Source organism: Streptomyces sp. NPDC087844, from assembly GCF_044742785.1.
Classification (GTDB): domain Bacteria; phylum Actinomycetota; class Actinomycetes; order Streptomycetales; family Streptomycetaceae; genus Streptomyces.
The window spans coordinates 106834-125175 of sequence record NZ_JBIUVD010000019.1 but is presented as its reverse complement, the minus strand read 5'-3'; the positions used below and the strand labels follow the sequence as shown (position 1 = coordinate 125175).

General features: G+C 67.7%; 12 protein-coding genes and 2 pseudogenes. 6 read left to right on the top strand and 8 right to left on the bottom strand.

Annotated elements, in window-relative coordinates:
* Positions 1-105 precede the first annotated feature (105 nt).
* Positions 106-504, top strand: coding sequence for a nuclear transport factor 2 family protein (locus tag ACIOKD_RS30785; protein WP_402090468.1), 399 nt, complete (start codon positions 106-108; stop codon positions 502-504).
* A gap of 208 nt (positions 505-712) precedes the next feature.
* Here the strand turns inward: ACIOKD_RS30785 and ACIOKD_RS30780 are convergent, their stop codons facing one another.
* Together ACIOKD_RS30780 and ACIOKD_RS30775 are read right to left on the bottom strand one after the other, a co-directional pair.
* Positions 713-1009, bottom strand: coding sequence for a GMC oxidoreductase (locus tag ACIOKD_RS30780; protein ID WP_402090466.1), 297 nt, complete (start codon positions 1007-1009; stop codon positions 713-715).
* 123 nt (positions 1010-1132) lie between these two features.
* Complete coding sequence (locus ACIOKD_RS30775; RefSeq protein ID WP_402090464.1) at positions 1133-1666, bottom strand: GMC family oxidoreductase N-terminal domain-containing protein; 534 nt, start codon at positions 1664-1666, stop codon at positions 1133-1135.
* Between the two features lie 128 nt (positions 1667-1794).
* Here ACIOKD_RS30775 and ACIOKD_RS30770 point away from each other — a divergent pair.
* Positions 1795-2070, top strand: a pseudogene (locus tag ACIOKD_RS30770) (2-oxo acid dehydrogenase subunit E2); the annotation flags it as partial.
* A gap of 512 nt (positions 2071-2582) precedes the next feature.
* Here the strand turns inward: ACIOKD_RS30770 and ACIOKD_RS30765 are convergent.
* The 4 genes and pseudogenes from ACIOKD_RS30765 to ACIOKD_RS30750 form a co-directional block, all read right to left on the bottom strand.
* Entirely contained in the window at positions 2583-3182 is a 600-nt protein-coding gene (locus tag ACIOKD_RS30765) for a hypothetical protein (RefSeq protein ID WP_402090462.1), read from the bottom strand.
* Between the two features lie 458 nt (positions 3183-3640).
* Positions 3641-4169 (bottom strand): annotated as a pseudogene (locus ACIOKD_RS30760) (transposase); the annotation flags it as partial.
* A 901-nt stretch (positions 4170-5070) separates the two neighbouring features.
* Positions 5071-6237 (bottom strand): hypothetical protein, encoded by a 1167-nt coding sequence (locus ACIOKD_RS30755; RefSeq protein ID WP_402090461.1) that lies wholly within the window; start codon positions 6235-6237, stop codon positions 5071-5073.
* A 430-nt stretch (positions 6238-6667) separates the two neighbouring features.
* Positions 6668-9505 (bottom strand): ATP-binding protein, encoded by a 2838-nt coding sequence (locus ACIOKD_RS30750; RefSeq protein WP_402090459.1) that lies wholly within the window; start codon positions 9503-9505, stop codon positions 6668-6670.
* Positions 9506-10531: 1026 nt separating this feature from the next.
* Here ACIOKD_RS30750 and ACIOKD_RS30745 point away from each other — a divergent pair.
* Positions 10532-10717, top strand: coding sequence for a hypothetical protein (locus ACIOKD_RS30745; protein ID WP_402090457.1), 186 nt, complete (start codon positions 10532-10534; stop codon positions 10715-10717).
* A gap of 482 nt (positions 10718-11199) precedes the next feature.
* Here the strand turns inward: ACIOKD_RS30745 and ACIOKD_RS30740 are convergent, their stop codons facing one another.
* The gene (locus tag ACIOKD_RS30740; RefSeq protein ID WP_402090455.1) at positions 11200-11925 is read right to left on the bottom strand and encodes a dienelactone hydrolase family protein; all 726 of its coding nucleotides are present in this window, start codon (positions 11923-11925) and stop codon (positions 11200-11202) included.
* Positions 11926-12625: 700 nt separating this feature from the next.
* A complete protein-coding gene (locus ACIOKD_RS30735; protein ID WP_402090557.1) occupies positions 12626-13819 on the bottom strand; it encodes a cytochrome P450 in 1194 nt (397 codons plus the stop codon).
* 1016 nt (positions 13820-14835) lie between these two features.
* On the opposite strand from ACIOKD_RS30735, the gene ACIOKD_RS30730 reads away from it, so the two are divergent.
* The 3 genes from ACIOKD_RS30730 (at position 14836) to ACIOKD_RS30720 (ending at position 18283) form a co-directional block, all read left to right on the top strand.
* Positions 14836-15888 carry a methyltransferase gene (locus ACIOKD_RS30730; protein ID WP_402090454.1) on the top strand — a complete coding sequence of 351 codons (1053 nt, stop codon included), beginning with the start codon at positions 14836-14838 and terminating at the stop codon, positions 15886-15888.
* Positions 15889-16336: 448 nt separating this feature from the next.
* Positions 16337-17083 carry an SDR family NAD(P)-dependent oxidoreductase gene (locus ACIOKD_RS30725; protein WP_402090452.1) on the top strand — a complete coding sequence of 249 codons (747 nt, stop codon included), beginning with the start codon at positions 16337-16339 and terminating at the stop codon, positions 17081-17083.
* A gap of 99 nt (positions 17084-17182) precedes the next feature.
* Entirely contained in the window at positions 17183-18283 is a 1101-nt protein-coding gene (locus tag ACIOKD_RS30720; protein WP_402090450.1) for an SIS domain-containing protein, read from the top strand.
* Positions 18284-18342: the final 59 nt, after the last annotated feature.

Genomic DNA, 18342 nt, shown 5'->3' with positions numbered 1-18342 from the left:
CGCATACAGGCGCGGTGCCCTCCGCCTCGGGCCGTAGCGCCCGGCCGGTGGCATCGATCGTCGGAGGCGGACACCCACACCCCTCGTAAGGAGTCAGGAAGCGCAATGAGCCACGCTCGGAATTTCCAGATCGTCGAAAGTCTCTACAAGGCCTACGAGGAAGGAGACCTGGAAGCCTTCTACAAGGACCTGTCTCCTGAACTCGTGTGGATCGAGTGTGACGGTTTCCCCACCCCAGGAGTGTTCCGGAGCAAGGAAGAGGTGACCGAGAACGTCTTCGCGGTCCTCGAACGCGACTGGAGCCACTGGCAGTACGAACTGGAACAACTCATCGATGCGGGCGAGTCCGTTGTCGCGGTCGGAAGTTACCGGGGGACCCATGGTGCGACAGCCAAGTCCTTCGTGGCGCGAGCGGCCCACGTGTGGCATCTCGTCGACGGGAAGATCGTTCGCTTTGAGCAGTTCGCCGACACGCACCCGATGCAGAGCGCGGCAGTTGCCTGAACCGCTTCGGGACCGGTAGGGACTCCTGTCTGTACCGGGTCGCGCGGAGTTGACGGACTGTCCCGAGTTGGGTGGAGTCGGGTTGCTTGGTTTCAGACCACCGGTGGTGCGCGGCATGCCCGTACAGATCATGGTTGTCCCGGCCGCCGCAGCGATGCGTACGGGCGGCCCGGCGCGTACGGCACCGGTCGAACGGACGGAGGTCCGGTCAGGACGTTGTCGCTGTCATGAACGCGGAGATCCGTTCGGCGAGCACGACCGTTGGCAGCGCCGGTGTGGCCCGGGGTATGTCAGGGAACACCGATGCGTCGGCGACGCGCAGCTCGCCGACGCCATGGACCCTTCCCTGATGGTCGACGACTGCTGCGGGATCGTCCGCGGGGCTCATCGCGCAGGAACCGGCGGGGTGCCAGTAGTGGGAGTGGTGGCGCAGGATCCACTGATCGAGGTCGGCGTCGTCCGGTGGGAGCGGCGCGTGCAGGGGTGCGCCCAGGTAGCGGTCCATGCGGGCAGCACGTGTTTCGCCGTCCAGCGCAGTCCGTGGTGGACGCTCGCCAGGTCGGCGCCTTCGGCGTCGCTGAAGAAGCGGGGGTCCCCACCGTGGCCGGCACGCCCGGTGCGGCGGACGTCAGCCGGACGGTCCGCGTGAGCGCAGCCGGAGCTGACTGACCGGCAGGATGCACCGCCGGCCGTGGTCCTGACCCGGGTCCGGTTCGATCCAGGGGTACACGTGCAGGTCATAGGGACCGTCCGAGACGGGGGAGCGGAGCTTGAGGACGCTCTGCTCCTGCGGCAGATGGCCCCGGCGCGCGAACTCGTCCAGATCGCGGCGCAGTTCGGCCGTGGCCGCGAACTGCAGGAGAGCGGCGGGGTGGTCGTGCAGGTTGGAGCCCACCCCCGGGCGATCGCTGACCAGGGGGATGCCCAGGTCAGCCAGGTGGGAGCGCGGGCCTATGCCGGAGCGCAGGAGTATCTCCGGGCTGCCGTAGGCTCCCGCGGTCAGCACGACCTCGCGGGTCTCGACGGTGCGGGTGTGGCCGTGGGCGGTGACGGCGACGCCGGTGACGGCGCCGTCGCGGAAGAGGACACGGTCGGCCCGGGTGTCGGCCGCGATGGTGAGCCGGGGTTCGGCGCGCTGCGCCGTAGGTGTCAGCGTGCACACCCTCTCCTGCCACCCGCTGAACGCGTTCGGCTCCGACCGGCAGAAGGCGGCACTCCTTCCGGACGTGCTCGGCGGAGAACGTCTCGGTGCCTACGCGCTGTCCGAAGCGCACCGACGTCGGCGTCTTCGGCGTCTTCGGCGTGGACACCGGCACCCCCATCCTCAACCCGGGGGAGGCCGCCATCCTCGCGCTGGGTGCCGTACGGCGCAGCCCGTGGGTGGTCCAGGACGACGGGCAGGATGGGCAGGATGGGCTGGACGGGCAGGGCGAACGAATCGAGCCACGCTGGACCGCGCAGTTGGCGCTCTCCTTCGACCACCGTCCCGCCGACGGCCAGCAGGGTTCACGCCTGCTCGCCGACATCGCGGACCTGCTATGGGAGCCGGGTTCGGCGATGCTGTGACCGGCGGCGGCGCCGTACAGGGCGACGAGGTGCGGAACGACGCCGGCGAGTAGTAGCACCACGGTCCCGGCGTGTGCGTGGGCAAAAGCGCCGGGGACGAGACGGATACGCCGACCCGCGGCTGCGCCCCAAACTTGGCGAACGGCTACGTACGCTACGAATCCGTCACGACACTGATGTCGCACCCCATCCGCAACTCCCGGCGCCCGGCTGACCTCTGACCGGACAGAGGAAGAGTCCGTCGCTCCACCAGGCGCGCATATGTACAGGTCACCAGGCCTATTTGGGCCCGCAGTCCGGCGTTGCCATAGATCGACAGATCGACGCGCCTGACCGGCGAAAACGCGGAACGCTCCGCGACCATGTGGGTCACGCGGGGCGAGGTGTTGGCGCCAACACCCCGCCCAGCTCCGTCCTGTGACGCCCCGAGCCGATCGGCTCAGGCTGCTTGCAGATATAGGACCGTGAGAGATCGCAGCCGTCGGTGGACTTTCTCCGGGCTTGCTGTCAGCTCAGATCGTCGGTGTGTCGTCGATGGCTTCCTGGTGCGGCTCGACGATGAACTTCCAGCCGGTGCTGGGCTCCATGAACCGCACTCGGGTGGGGTAGATGTCCAGGGCGCGGCGGTCGCGGTTCTGGCTGCCCGTGTTCTTCCGCCCGCGGGCCGGCTCTTCGAACAGGTCGACCTTGACGTCCGGCACCGCCACGACTTCCTCGTTCCAGCGCTGAACGATTCCCGCGCCGAACGCTTCTCTTGCGGCGGTGTAGAGCGACTCCAGAGACTCCTTGTTCCCGTCGGGCACGAAGAGAGCGAGGTTCAGGAGGACGCCGGCACTCTTGAGGACCTCGATTTCTTGTCCAGCCTTGTCGGCAACCCAGATCCCGCGTTCTTCGGCACTGTCCGGAAGAACGTGAATTTCCTTACCGAAAACTGTCCTTGCGATGAAGGATCCTCCATCAAAATACTTTCCCGGCTTCGTGAGGAAAGCCGGAGCGTAGCAGTCGAGAGAAAGATCATCCAAATCTGCGGAGACGAAGATATTATCCTGGAGTCCCAATTCTGAGACTTCCTCGGCCGTAAGGCGTCGGGCCGTAATCTTTTCGGTGTTCACGCTATGTCTCCTTCTTTGTATGGCCACGGACAGTCCCCAGAGATCCGCTGCTCGCGGCTGTCACGGCTCCACCAGTAGGCTGGGTTGGAGCCCAGGCGAGTGGCGCCGACGGCTGAGCGCGTTGCTTGAGACCGCCGCCCGGGACAAGATCTCAGACACGGGACCCGGGCGGCAAATCTTCACGGGGAAAGGTGAAGGCGACACTATCGCGTCCGCACGCCGGGGGTTCCTGGCCCGCCTCTTCGTTCAGGACACCCGCCCACGTAGACCTGTTGAGCTGTATCGGTTTGTCAGCATTGCTTCTTCGGTGTGGATACGCCAGTCAGCACGTGGCGTCTTGATAGCGGCCGGTTCGTTTGCGTGCGCAGTTCCGGTGCCGATATCAGGTGATTGCCCTGGCTGGGGTGAAACTGTAAGGGGCAGGCGGGGTGGGTGATACGGCCACGGCCGAGGCACAGGTCGTAGAGCCGGGCCCGGCTGTTCAGCGCAAGCATCGGCATCCAGGCCGGCAGGTTGAGTGCGATCTGGACGATCTCCAACCAGACCCTGTTCTGCGCGGTGTCGTGTCTGCGCGGTGTCGTACAGGGGCAGGTTCCGCGGGCCGGTCGCGTGGGCAGCCCGGACGCGGTCCTCGGCCCGTGCCCGCATGCGGTGGCGGAGTTCGAGCTCCGCGGTGGGGCGGCCGGTGATGTTACTGGCGACGCACGTGATCCGTATGCCGTCGGCATCCGTGATCCATAACTGGGCGCCTGCGTGCGGTCGTTCCTTCCGTACGATCAGCCGCATGCCCTTCGGCCGGCCGTCGAGCATGCCGCCGGTGAGCTCGGCGGCCCACGCCCCTTCGCGGATCTCTCCACCTGGCTCGACAGCCGGCGTCCATACCGCGAGCGGCACCTCGGGTACGGCCTGGCGCACTGCGTCGGTGATGGTCATGCCGACCGAGTACGACAGTCACCGTCCGCGTTTCGTGAGCCAGGCCACGAACTCCCGGCCGGAATAGTCGTTTTAAAGTGGACGCACCGGGACGCTTCTGTGGCTGCGGTGCTTTCCGTGATGAGGACAGTGCCTGCCACTGACGAGTTCCCGGCCACCGCTGCCGGGTACCACGATCTACCGAAGTGGGCCAGGAAGTCCGGTGCCGTGAATCGGGCTGGGGTGGAGGGACCGGCTCCTACGGTGCGTCCTTGTCGCGCCGTCTGCTCGCCCAGGGCCTGGACGTGGCTGACGTGCATCGGATGGACCGGGCAGATCGCCGTCGGCGCGGCAGTCGGATCCGCTCGCTGCTCAGAACGCGGCGCGAGCCGTATGGAGCGGGCGGGCCCGTGCCCGGACGAAATCGGGCGACTGGCCGGTGCGGATCGCCAGGATGTACAAGTGCACGAAGGCGTCGGCGGCCAAGGCCCGCACGCGGGCCGTCAACCAGCACGAGTCCGTGCTCGTTACGCTGATCCCGCCTCACCTCGCGGGAAGGGCCGGCGGGACTGGGTGATGCGGAACTCTTCCGGACCTGTGCGCGGTTCGCCGACGTGAGCGGTCGCGAGATTGCGGGTCTGCGTAGAGAGCGTCGATCCGGTGAGCGGGCAGACCCAGCGTGATCCGATTGGCCCGCAGCACCTGTGGACGATCGTCTGGCCCGGCTTGCGGAATGCCATGCCCCGCAGCTGTCGACGTGCGGGGATCGGTCCGGACAGGGCGGTACAGGGCGGTCACTTTGCTGATCACGGCGGGGGACAACCCGGAACGCCTGGACAACGAGGTGTCCTTCGCTGCGCTACGCGGTGTCAGTCTTGTTGCGCATTCCTCGGGACGTCGGCAGTACCGTCGCCGCAACCCACGGGGAGCACGCCCGGAGGGGGCATGCTCCCACGCTGCCTGTTCGGCGCAGTGTCTATTTGGCGCAGAAGACAGTCGTCTCCATGGTCCAGGGACCGTTCTGCGGGACCGAGGACTGGGCGCCGAAGCTGGCGATGTTGGGTGCAGTCGTCGTGAGCGGCGCGATTTCCTGGAGGTGTGTGCCCGGCGCCGCTGTGTTGCCGGCGAGGCCGGTGAGGCGCAGCCCGGACGGACAGGAGAGGGACCTCTTCTGGCTCGCGGCGGTGGTGTTGGACTGGGTCTTGACCTGCTGGAAGTCGCCGAACGCGGTCGGCCGCGCGCACACCGAGTAGCCGGTGACGGTGTAGTTGCCGGCGAACCCGTCGGCGTCCTCCTTGGCGATCGCGGCGCTGCGGTTCGCGAAGGATCCGCTGGCGTTGGTGGCGATGCCCAGGTCTACCTGCCCGTTGCCGTTGGCGATCTTGCCGCCGGCGCCGATCAGCTGCTTGCCCGTCGAGCACTGCGCCGAAGTCTGGTCCGTGGCGCCCGACGTCGGTGCGTTGGTCTGGGAGACGATCTCCACGCCCAGCGTGGCAGGGACGGAAGCGCAGAACGCGAACACCTGGAAGTTCCAGCCCACGGAGATGCCGAACTGGTCCGCCGCCGCGCTCACCTCGAAGCTGTCCCCGCTTGCGGTGTGGATCGGCTGCATCTCAGTGATGACGGCGTGGACGCCGCCGACCGTGAACGCGCCGCCCCCGAGTACCCGTTGGCCGGCTGGGCAGTCCGCGCGGAAGGGAACCTTCGTCGCCAGGGTGTTGACCGGGGACGATTTGGCGACGACGGTCACGGAGCCGGGCGGAATACTGGCTGCCGCCGCAGGCGGGGTTCCCAACCCCTGAGTGGCGAGGACGGCGAGGCCGAAGGCCACGGCCGACGCCCCCTTTCTTACTGAATGACTGTTCAAGGCGTTGGCCGATGTGCCCATCACCGAAGTCGCGAAGATCTTGCTGCGTGCCTTCACGGTGTCCTTCTCTCTAGTGGTCTGGAACGAACTCGCCGGGGGTCCGGCCTGGGTCGGCCTGGGGCCATGAGCGCCGCAGGTGCGCCGCGTCCGGTGCGGCAGCCGTGGCTGCCGGCGGCTCGGGCGGCGTGGACAGCAGTCCTTCTGCGTAACCGGCGCAGCCGCGACCGTCGGGGAGCCGAAGCGCGGGTCCGTGCCGATGGCGAAGAGCGTGCTCAACCAGCGACCGTTCGTGGCTGGTGCCAACCTTGCGGCGGAGCGGGCCGGCAGACTTCCGTGCCCGCCACGGACCCGAGGATTGCGTGGTGGTATCCGTGCTCGGCACCGATGCGCCGCACTCAGGCAGGCGAGCACGCTCCATCACGCAGATCCAGCGGGGACCCGCACCGAAGAGCGGGGGCACGAGTGACCACAGCGACCGCCGCCGCGGCAATCGCTGAGCCGAACGCCGGCGACGTACCGGAGGGGAACGTGCACCCGGTCGGCCGAACCTGTTACGGCCTGTTCGCGGTGATCTGCGCGCCAGGCTCGCCGGCTCGGGAAGTCGGACCGGGACTGGGTACGCAGGCCGGGGAACGCCGGCCGGCCGTCGTGCTGCGCGGGGACGGGTTCAGGCCCGCGCGGCGGGCGACCAAGACCCCGTTCACCATCATTGCGGAGGCCAGACCATAGCCGTCGCACCCATCCTCGCCAGCTCGGACTCGCCACGTGCTCGTTGCTCCCCGCCGAGGAAGACGAGCGTCCGGGCCCATTGGTAGCGGCAGCCGGCACCTTCCAGGGCAGCGGCCGCGGCAGTCAAACGATCGCGGTCGGCTTCTCCTGTGGCCAAGACCGCCGCTCGGTCGACGATGGCGGTGGCGATCGGGTTTCCCACCGTCACCAGGCGAGCGCGCTGAATGCGAGCGGCGGCGTCCTGGTGCCCGCTGAGGGCTGCTGCCTCGGCCCACACTGCGGCGTACCAGGTACGCCACACGCTGTCGTACCAGTCCGTCAACTGCGCCGGAGGCGTGTGCAACACCTGCAGCGCCTGCTGGGGCAGACCGCGGTGCAGCAGGAGCAAGGCGTCGAAGAATTCGCCGTAGCGAAGTGGTGACGGCGAGCGGCCCGGCGTCCCGAGGGCGTCGATGATGTCCAGCCACACAGCACGGGCGTCGTCGTCCCCGCGCAGCCCGTGGACCGTCGCGGCCGCATACGCGCCGCTCCTGAGATTGCCCGCACGCGGCCGGCCGGCCCGGCCCCAGCCCTCGCGAAAACGCTCCGCCAGCGTGATCGTCTCGTCCCAGTCGCCCACGAGCGCCGTGACGACGAGCAGCCGCCTGGTCGCCAAGTGGCCCTCCTCACGGTAGAACGGCAGATCCCGCAGGCGCTCGGCATGTCCCCTCGCGGCTCGTAGGTCACCGGCGGCGACGGCGCAGTGGTCGGCCATGCCGAACCCGTCGAAGAACTCCAACCCGGTCGTGGCCGTCACCTGCAGCGGCGTCAGCAGCTCGGTGCGCCGCGTCGCGCTGGCCGCCGCGGCTCGGACCTCGCCGCGGCACAACTGCACCACGGTGAGCTGGTCGAGCGCGGCGCTCTCGATCAGCGGGTCGTCGATGCGGCGGGCCAGCGTGAGCGCGCGCTCGATGAGTTCGAGGGTGGCCGGATCGTCGATCGCGCCGTTGCACGCCTCGGCGGTGAGCAGGCGCGCCCGCGCAGCCAGGTCGCTGCCGGCCAGTGTCCACGCCTCGGCGATCAGCGCCCGCGCCTCTCCGGCCGCGGGCTCTGTCTCGATCAGCCCCGGGGCGCGGTTGATGAACTCGGCATTCCGGGCGAGGTCCCCAGCCGCGCCGACCCGGTCACCCGCTCGTACCGCTGCGTCGGCCGCGGCCCTGCGCAGCCGCAGCGCGTCGTTGCCGAAATGCCGGGATTCGGCGGCACCTGCCGCACAGCGCAAGGCGCCGGCGGCCCTCAAGTCGTCCCCGGCGAGCTCGGCCGCCTGCTCGTAGCGCCGCTGCGACTCCCCGGGCATGCCCCGGGTGAAGGTCAGTTCAGCCAAACCGATCGCCAAGCGGTGCGCCTCGGGACGGTGTTCAGCATGGCCGGCCGCCCAGGCCAGGGCACCCCGCAACTCGTCGGCGACCCGATCGAACGCCGCTCGCCAGGAACCGGGCAGCTCGCGGGAGGCGACCTGGAGATCCGCGCTCTCATCCAGACACCAGTTGAGGTGGCGCGAGAGTGCCTGGACCGACTCGCCGGCGTTTTCGAGCCGATCCGCGCCGTACTGACGGATCGTTTCCAAGGCGCGGTAGCGGGTTCCACTCGGCTCCGCGATCGCGATCAGCAAGCTCTGGTCGGCGAGCCCCGCCAGGATGGTCGCCATGGAGCCGGCCGGCTCCGGCGGCCAGCCGGCCAGAACCGTCGCCGCGGCACCGGCGGTGAACGGGCCGGCGAAAACCGAGATCCGGCGCAGCACCGCCTGATCGGGTTCGGCCAGCAGCGCGTAACTCCAGTCGAGCGTCGAGCGCAGCGAACGGTGCCGGTCATCGATCCGTGGTCCGCCGGTCAACAGCCGCAGCCGGTCGGCCAACCCGGCTTCGAGCCCATCGAGTCCGAGCGAGGCGTACCGGGCAGCGGCCAGTTCTATCGCCAGCGCCATGCCGTCCAGGCACCGGCAGACGGCGGCGATGCGCTTGTTGTCGTCGGACGTCAGCAGGCTCCCGCCGGCCGAGGCCCGCCCGATGAACAGTTCGACCGCGTCACCGGGGCCGCCGTCGTCGGCTTCGACGGACAGCCCGGGCACCGCGAACACCCATTCGAAGGGCACCAGCAACCTGGCCCGGCTGGTGGCGAGCACCGCCAGCCGGGGGCTGCCGGCCAGTAACCGTTCCAACAGGACCACCACGCCGTCGAGCAGGTGCTCACAGTTGTCCAGCACGAGCAGCGTTTCCCGGCCGGCCGTCCAGCCCAGGACGTTGTCCGTCGCGGAGCGGCCCGTACTCTCCCCGAGGCCCAGCGCGTCCGCGATCGCCGCCCCGATCTCCAGAGGATCGACCACTGGTACCAGGTTGACGTACCAAACACCGTCGGCGAACCGGCCGTTCGCCTCAGCAGCGACGCTGAGGGCCAGACGGGTCTTGCCGACCCCACCCGGTCCGACAGCCGTGACGAGTCGATGCCCGTGCAGCGCTTCGGTCAGCGCCGCCCGCTCGGCCACGCGCCCGACGAACGGCGTCAACGGCGAGGGCAGCGCAGCGACTGTGGTCGGCGCGCCCACCGGATCAGAGAGCAGGTTCGCCGATACGGCAGCCAGGGCACGGCGATCGTCCACCTGCAACTTGCGCAGCAACGATGAGACATGACTCTCAACGGTGCGGATGGAGATGAACAATCGAGCGCCGATCTCGGCGTTGGTCAGATGTTCACCGAGTGCGGAAAGGACCTCGGCCTCACGGACCGAGATGCCTACCTCCGGAGGTGTCCTTCGATTGGCCACGTTCAGATTGTGCACGTTGCTCGACCGGACGTGCCCCACCGGCCGAAGAAGACCACCATCGCGAAGCCCCAGAAGCTGCCGGCGGGTTACTTGTTCCCTGGTGTCCGAGTCAGGACTACGGGGCCGACACAGTCGGCCCGGGCGCCTCCGCGGCGGTCTCCGGGAACCGGCGTGGCAACCATCGGCCGCCCCCACGGGCGACGGGCCCTGACCTCGGAGTGTTTCGTCAATGCCGTCGTGCGTGTCGGGGACACGGTGCGCCGGCCGGCCTCTGCTCGGACGAGGTTCGTGGGCAATCCGCTGAGGTTGCTCGAAGCCGGTGGCTGGAGTGGAGCCCTGCCGTGGTCGAGGTTGGGGAGGCGGCTCGGCACATGAGGCTTATTGCTGACAGTTACGAGTTGTCGGAGCGGCAACGTCTTGTGTCCACGGTCCTGTGGTGGCAGGACCGGTGCTGGTGTGGCATCGAAGCTGAGGCCGATGCGGGTGACGTCGCTATGGTCCGGCTCCGTGATGCCGGGGTGGTGAGGGAAGTCCAGAGGGCGTATCAGTGGGTCTCCGATCATCAGGGCGCTTTGGAAGGCGCACTGCAGTGAGCGCGTGGTGACGGTCGATCCGGGCGGTCGGGTGGCTTCCTGCGCAGGTCGGTGAGGGTGATGAAGGCGCGTGCGGTGCCCAGTTCCTTCGGCGTCGGACCAGCAGGAGGGGGCGTGCCTTCCGCTGCACAGAACCGCAGGTGATCCCCGCCCGACCGACCGCCGGTACGCCGGTACGCCGGTACGCGTCGATCGTGTTGGAGGCTCGTCCGATGTTGGCTGTGAACTGCAGCCACCAGAGAGCCGGTTGATGCTCTGCGACAGCGGGGAACTTGCCCCACGGAATAACGGAACAGGGGCCATGACTGCACGGTAAGGGCCTGTAGCCGCGACCGCGCGTGGCTGACAGGATCTGACTCATCGAGCGGGCGGAGGCACGAAGATGAACCATCGGTACCACGTGAGAGCCCGATCCGTAGCTCGCCACTGGGCACAGCGGCTGTTCGGAATGGTCGCCATCGGTGCCTTGACCCTGTTGGGCCTGGTGGCGCTGACGAACGGACCAGAGCTGTTTATCTTCTTCCTCAAGCGAGGCAGCCTGTCGCCGCTCATCGCGATCTTCGTTGTAGCGATGTCGGCATGGCTGCTGCTCCTGATGGCTCAAGCGCGCGCCGATCGACACGAAACGGCCTGAGGTCGACCTCGGGATCAACCCGGAGACTCTGCGGAACTGGGCGAGTGCTGCCGGAGCGAGTCGTCCACGGGGACGCCGGGCGCAGGAACCGGCCCAGCCGCCGCCCCCGCTGCAAGCGGAGAACGCGGCCCTGCGGATGAAAGGCCGCGAGCTTGAGGAGTTACGCGAGATCCTGCGGAAGGCCGCGAAGTATCTCGCCGGGGAGACGCGCCGGTGAACCGCTTCCAGTGAGTCGCCGACCTCCAGCGCCGCTACGGCGTGAAGCGGCTGTGCAGCATCCTCGGCGTCAGCCGCTCGCACTTCTTCTGCTGGCGGCGGACAGCCGCGGACCGGGCAGCCCGGCAGGCCGCCGACGCACGGCTGGCCGCCCGGATACGGGTGGTGCGTCTCGGAGTCGGACGGCACCTACGGAGCCCGAGGATCACCGCCGAGCTCCGCGCGAGACGAGCAGTGAGGCAGCCGCACGGCTCCGTTCCGCGGTCTCACTCCGCCACGGGCAGGCACTCGGCGAGCAGGCCCACGACGTCGCGCCAAGCGCGCTGGGCGTGCCGCGGGTGGTGGCCGACTCCGGGGACCACCACCTGGTCGACGGGAGGGTGGTGGAAGGCGTGCACCGCGCCCCCGTACAGCACGAGACGCCAGTCGACACCCGCGCCCTGTATCTCGGCGACGAACGCCTCGCGCTGCGCCGGCGGCATGATCGGGTCCTCCGACCCGACCCCGGCCCACACCGGGCACCGGATGCGCTTCGCCTCGCCCGGTCGGCCGGTGGTGACTGCGTTGACCGTGCCGATCGCACGCAGGTCGACGCCGTCACGGCCGAGTTCCAGCGCGATCGCACCTCCGGTGCCGTATCCGACGGCGGCGATCCGGTCGGGGTCGGTGCGTGGTTCGGCGCGCAGGACGTCGAGTGCCGCGTGGCCGATGTCCCGCATACGCAGGGGGTCGCGGAGCAGTGGGGTGATGCGCGCCAGCATCTCCTCGGGGTCGGTGAACCAGCGCCCTCCATTGATGTCGAAGGCCAGGGTGACGTAGCCGAGTTCGGCCAGTGCGTCGGCCCGGCGCCGTTGGAAGTCGTTCAGCCCTGGTCCCTCGGGCCCGAGCAGAACCGTAGGGCGACGGCCGCTACCCGCCGGGAGCGCAAGGTGACCGACCATGGTCAGGCCGTCGGCCGGATAGGTGACCGTGCGTGTCGTTACCGTCGTCATGCAAACGGACTGTAGTGACTACACAACTGCTCCCGGCGTCCACGCGCCGACGCCAACGGAATCTTGGCGTGCGCCTGAGGTGCAGTCTTCGCTTGCCGACCATCGCCTGTGGGCCGGTCGGATGGTCCGTGTCGCACGCGTATCGGTGTTGACGCACGGCCGGCTGAGCGGACAAGGAAACGCCGGGACGAGCGCTTCTTCTGTGCGGAACTCGTGATCATGTAGTCGTCGTAGTCGTAGTCGTAGTCGTCGCCGGGATCTCAGCTGTCACATCCGCTCGCGCGAGTCCCCGGTGCCCTGCGGGAAGCGCACGGCGGGCCGCTCGGGCTCCTGCCGGCCGGCGCCGAGGTCGGCGGAGTGGAAGACGCCGGGCCCCAGTGCGCGCTGTCCCGGAGGCGAGCAGCCGGGGCCCGCCCGGGTGCCGCGCGTGGATGGCCTCGGCGTACACGGCCTGGTCGGGGAAGAGCGGCTCCTCGAACTCCCTTGCCCCGTCGCGCCGGTGGGCAAGGAAGAGCCCCTTCCTGGTGCTTGCCGGCAGCAGGTCGCGGTCATGACGACCGCCTCTCTCCTGTCCGGTGCGTGACGCCTCTGTCGCAGCACTGCGGACGGTGTGGACCCGCCGCTGACAGTCCCCGCTGACCTGCGCGAACGGCGTGCCGCGACCGCTCACCCGCCCGTCAGCCCGCCCGCGGCGGGCGGGTCACCACCGCACCGGCAGGCTCCGCCTCCCCCGGATCAGCATTCCCGGGAGCCACTCCCCGGGCTCCCCGTCCGCCGCCAGGTCCGGGCAGCGCTCCAGCAGCGCGCGCAGCGCCAACTCGCCCTCAAGGCGGGCGAGGGGGGCGCCCAGGCAGAAGTGGATCCCGTGTCCGAAGGAGAGATGGCCCCGGGCTCCCTCGCGCCATACGTCGAAGCGTTCCGGATCGGGGAAGCGCGCCGGGTCACGGTCCGCGCCGGCCATGGCGATCAGCACGATGGCACCGCGCGGCACCCGTACGCCGCCGATCTCGGTCTCCTCCAGGGCGATGCGCGGCGTGGTGGTCGCCACCGGCCCGTCGTAGCGCAGCGTCTCCTCCACCAGCCCCACCGCCAGTCCGGCCGGATCGGCCCGTACGGCCGCCAGTTGCTCGGGGTGCGCGAGGAGCGCGCGCACCGCGTTGCCGATCGTGTTGACCGTCGTCTCGTGCCCGGCGACGAGCAGCAGGAAGGCCAACGAGACCAGCTCGTCCTCGGTGAGCCGGTCGCCGCCCTCGTCGACCGTGTGGACGAGGGCGCTGAGCAGATCCTCCCCCGGGCTCTCGCGCTTGGCGGCGATGAGCCCGGTGAGATACGGCATGACCTGCTCGTACGCCTTCTTCTCCGCCTCGGGGCTGGTGGGTGCGAGGGTCTCGTTGGACCAGGCGTGGAAGGAGGCGCGGTCCAGGCCGGGGACGCCGAGCAGTTCGGAGATGACGATCATGGGGAGCGGGGAGGCGAACGCCTCGATGAGGTCGGCGCGGCGTGCTCCGTCCGCCGTCATGCGGTCCAGCAGCTCGTCGGTGATCTCCTGGACGCGCCCTCGCATCCTCTCGACCCGCCGCGCCGTGAACTCCTGCGCCACCAGCTTCCGTAACCGGGTGTGGTGGGGCGGGTCGCTCATCAGCATGTTGGCGTTGCCGAGCATGTTCAGGGCGTACGGCGGGCTCCAGTCGGGCTGCCGGTACTCGCGCTGCCAGTCCCGGCTCAGCAGTGGGGAGGTGAAGGCCTCGCGCGCGGCCTCGTACCCGACCACGACCCACACCACCCCCCTGTCGGGCCCCACCACCTGGTGCACCGGACCGCGCTCGCGCAGCCGGCGGTAGGCGGCGTACGGGTCGGCGTCGAAGTCGGGGCTGAGTGAGGCGAGCACCTCGATCCCGCTGAGGCTGTCGGGCCGGTCTGTTCCGTTGGGTATCGCGGATCTGTTGGGTATCGCGGGATCGGCGGTGGCTTTCTCGGTCTCGGTCACGACGGAATTCCTCTCCCTCAGGCCCGGGTTACCGGCCCCCGCCGACCACTCCGAGCACGGCCGCTCACTCTAATGTCGCACCCCCACCCGCACAACTACCCGATTTCCATGTCAACCTCGGGTTTTCATGACGCGAGAAATGCTTCTGACCTGCAACGATGCGGCTTGTCCAGGGCCTTTTTCGGCTGCACGGAAAGAAGTGCCTCTCGCGCGAAAACAACGGGCGAGTACTCCGGTGAGTCGTAGGAAGGCGATCAGTAAGATCATGTCGCCACACCGTTCTGCAGGACACGACCTCAACACGACCTCGGATCTTCGGGCGTAAGATATTTTCAGACAGAATCGAATCGGAATTTGTTCCGTTGCCGACCGTCGGACCTCGCTGAACAAGGGAGTTCGTGGTCGCGCATCGCGCGATTCGCGCCACCGGTGCAGGTGGGAGTCCTGCGAACTCTTGTGTGATTGCTGCAGGTGAAGTTAAGTCTGTGGTTGTGAGCGTCAACTACGTGAACGGTCGTGGTGAAACCTTCCATTCATGTCGATGTCGTTCCACGGGGCGGACCCCGTCTGCGTAGCGCCGAGCTGGGGCGAACGGCTGCAGCATCGCGTGACCTGTGTTCCGACTTCGGGTCCTCGAAAGTTATGCGGTGCACGCTGCCGATCGACCGTCGTACGCCGCCGTCGCGGCATGGCTTCCGGGCCCGGCGGGCCGGGGTCGGAAGCCGTCAGGACGACCAGCCGTCGCCCTGACGTGACCACGCCCCACCGCGCAACTTCGAGGACCCGACTTCGGGTGCTGAGGGTGCGAGGTATGTCTATTTCGCATTGAGCATCAACCGAAGAGAACTGCACGCTGTGGAATGTGACTATTCCATAGCCGGAAGCGCTTGCTCGCGACCTGCTGGAAACGTGGAGGGCAAACTATGAAGGAATCTTCGGATACGGCCTTGGACGAGCTGTGGAATCTGGTGTACACCAGCTTCAGGTTCCCGTTCATGCACGCCGCTCTGCGTCTTGAACTCTTCACCCTGCTCAAGAACCGGCCGGGCAGCAGCCTTGAAGAGATCACCGCCGAGCTCGGGCTGCAGGAACGTGCCGGACATGTGCTGCTCCTCGGGTGCTGTGCGTTCGACCTCGCACGCAAGGAGGGCAACGGCTACCACAACACCGCGGCCACCGACCTGCTGGCCGGCGATCAGGACGCGTTCATGCCGGTGATAGTCCGCTACACCCACGAAATGCTGTACCAGCCGATGGGCTGGCTCCACGAGTCGCTGGTGAACAACGAGAACGAGGGGCTGCATCGCGAACTCCTCGCCGACTCCCCGGCGACCACGCTCTATGAGCTCCTCGGTGAGGACAAGAATTTGGAGCGGGTCTTCACGGCCATGATGGAACACCAGAGTCGCTCGGTGGTCGAGGACCTCGTCAACGCCGTGGACTTCTCGTCGTACAAGAAGGTGCTCGACGTAGGCGGAGGCACCGGGACCAACTCCATCGGGTTCGCGCAGCGCTGGCCGCATCTTCAGGCAACCCTCCTCGAACTGCCCAACGTGGCGGAGATGGCCGCCGCCCGCATCGCCGAGGCGGGCCTCTCCGAGCGCATCAACGCGGTCGGGACCGACATCTGGAAGGACGAGTTCCCCTCGTCCCACGACTGCGTCGTCTACTCCCGTTTCCTTGAGATCTGGTCGCCCGATCAGGTCCGCGACCTCTTCGCGAAGACGTACCGCGCGCTGGAGCCGGGCGGTCACATGGTGATCGTCGCGTGTGCCCAGGACGACGACGAGACCGGGCCTGCCCACGCCGCGTTCATGGCGGGGTACGTCCAGGCGGTCGCGTCACCCGAGGGTCGTATCTACACGGCGCAGGAATTCGAGCAGTGGTACACCGAAGCGGGCTTCGAGCCGATGGACCGCCAGTACCCAGGCCGCTTCGACGTCATCCTGCGTGCCCGCAAGCCCATCGCCCGGTGAGTCCGGTCCGTTCCATGCCGCCCCGCCGATCCGTCAGGCGGGCAACTCCGACCGTCTGACACGGGGTGGCCACCCGTCAGGACGCGGCAAGATCGCCTCGACGGGCCCTGCGCCCGTGTGACGCACCCTTCGGGTCCTCATGTCCGTGCACCCATGCGTTCCCGCATCCCTCACCCGGGCGCCGTGCGCCAACCTGCAGGCCCGTCCCTTCCCTCCACGCTGCACGCGTGTGTGCGAGTTGCACGCATCCGTGCGGCTCCGTGTGGCTCCGTGCGGCTCCGCGCAACGGCGCTGTGCGCGGCCCGCACCGCGCTGCCCACACCCGATCCGGACCGCATCACCGGCAGCCCTGTCGTCACCCCACCCGCCTTCCCGCTTCCTCGGTGTCGGGGCGGGGTGGCGAGCCCTGTTCGTGTCCTCGGCGCCGCATCCAAGAAAGGGAGTTTGAGTGAATGCACCTGACCGGCTTGCCATCGTTACCGGCGGAACCAAAGGAATCGGTCTCGCTTTCAGTCACCGTCTGACCCGGATGGGATTCCGGGTGCTCGCCACGTATCGCAGTGACGAAGAGTGTGCGAATCTCGCTCTGCGAGAGGTGGAGAAGGGGCTGTCCGTCGTACGGTCGAATGTGTCCGACCCGGACGAAGTCGCCGAACTCGCTGAACTCGTACGGACCGAGCACGGAGTCCCGCAGGTCCTGGTGAACAATGCCGGTCTCAATATCGACGGTCCGGTGCTTGAAATTTCCGACTCCGACTGGCGCCAGGTACTGGACACCAATCTGTCCGGCCCGTTCTATATGACACGAGCCTTCGCCCCGGTCATGCTGGAGGCCGGCGGCGGTTCCATTGTCAACATCGGTGCGACCACGGCGATCCGACCCCGGATGAACGGCGCCAACTACTGTGCGAGTAAAGCCGGGATGCTTCATCTCACCAAGTGCCTGGCCATGGAACTCGCTCCGAGTATCCGCGTGAACTGCCTCATTCCGGGAATGATCGACACGGAAGAAATGCGTACACGCTACCGCTTGGCCAAGCCGGAGTACATGGATGCGTTGCTGAATGAGATACCGCAGCGCCGGATAGGTGCCACCGACGAGATGGCGGACGCGCTGGAATTCCTGGTGGGCGAGGGGGCCACGTACATCACGGGGCAGAAACTGATCGTGGACGGCGGTCAGTTCATGTGGTGAAGCACTCGGTGTACGACCGGGGCGCACGCGCGCTCCTGCGCTCCTGCGCTCCTGCTGGAATCGCCAGCACTCCATCAACTTCCTAGGAAGAGGAATACTATGCGATCACGCCTTGAGCGCTACCAGGAGTTCCTGGAGCAGGAGTACCACACAGGGTTCACGAAGTTCGATGAGTATGATTTATCCGGCATCTCTTCCGACCTTTCAAAGAGACTGAAGGACGGTCACTTCACGCGCATCGTCTTCAGCGGAATGGGCTGCTCGGCCATCGTGTCGGACGTGATAAAGGTGTTCTTCAACTCGATCCGCAGCGACCTCGAAGTGTATGTCTTCAACGACTACGACTTCGAGTACCTCGTTCCGCGCGCGGTGATCGAGGACGAGCACACGCTCATCATCCTGAGTTCGTACAGCGGCCACTCCAACGAGCCGGTCCGTGCCTTCCACGCGCTGCGCCCCATGCACGACCGGGTGCTGCTGCTCACCTCGGGCGGCCGGCTCGGCGAGCTGGGCGAGGAGCACGGCGTGTCCATCGCGCGCTGGACGCTGAGCAAGCCGGACCGCGAGTACCCGCTGTTCCACGTAGGCCAGTACTTCTCGATCCTGGTCGACATGTTCCTGCAGCTCGGTCTGCTGGACAAGGACTACGGGCCCGAGGTCCGTTCCCTGGCCGAAAACCTGCGGACCGACTTCACCCCGGAGTTGCGTGCCCTGGCCGCGGACGCCGCCTCGCGCAGCGAGAACGCCAACGTCATCATGCTCGGTTCACCCAAGTGGCACGAGAGCCTGCTGAAGTTGGCCAAGATGCACTTCAACGAGATCGCCATGGTGCCGGCGACGCGCAACTATTTCCACGAGTTCTGCCACAGCGAGGTGGCCACGCTCACCGACCCCGAGCGCAGGCACAGCATCCTCGTCTTCGCCGACACGGAAGAGGGCGAATACACCCGGGCCAAGCGGAAGGATCTGGTGTCGTTACTGACTGCACCGATCCCGCAGAACGAAAAGGTCACCGTCACCGAGATCGTACTCGACCAGTCGACTTTCATCCGGCAGTACTTCACCGCTCTGGAGTTCGTCCAGTACCTCACCCTCGATCTGGGCAGGGCGCGGGAGACGAAGTCGCGCAACCTCATATCAGAGGCTGCAGGAAACCCCTGGTACCACGGCAGCACCATCGCCGCGGAGAGCGGCGGCTGATACGGGTGCAAGGCGTCGGCCGCGGCGAGCGTGGGGCATCGGAGGAGACACCCGAACAG

Excerpts from the sequence above, each read along its gene's own strand:
- ACIOKD_RS30785 (WP_402090468.1), top strand. The coding sequence starts at position 106 with ATGAGCCACGCTCGGAATTTCCAGATCGTCGAAAGTCTCTACAAGGCC.
- ACIOKD_RS30780 (WP_402090466.1), bottom strand. The coding sequence starts at position 1,009 with ATGGACCGCTACCTGGGCGCACCCCTGCACGCGCCGCTCCCACCGGAC.
- ACIOKD_RS30745 (WP_402090457.1), top strand. The coding sequence starts at position 10,532 with ATGGTCGCCATCGGTGCCTTGACCCTGTTGGGCCTGGTGGCGCTGACG.
- ACIOKD_RS30740 (WP_402090455.1), bottom strand. The coding sequence starts at position 11,925 with ATGACGACGGTAACGACACGCACGGTCACCTATCCGGCCGACGGCCTG.
- ACIOKD_RS30730 (WP_402090454.1), top strand. The coding sequence starts at position 14,836 with ATGAAGGAATCTTCGGATACGGCCTTGGACGAGCTGTGGAATCTGGTG.
- ACIOKD_RS30720 (WP_402090450.1), top strand. The coding sequence starts at position 17,183 with ATGCGATCACGCCTTGAGCGCTACCAGGAGTTCCTGGAGCAGGAGTAC.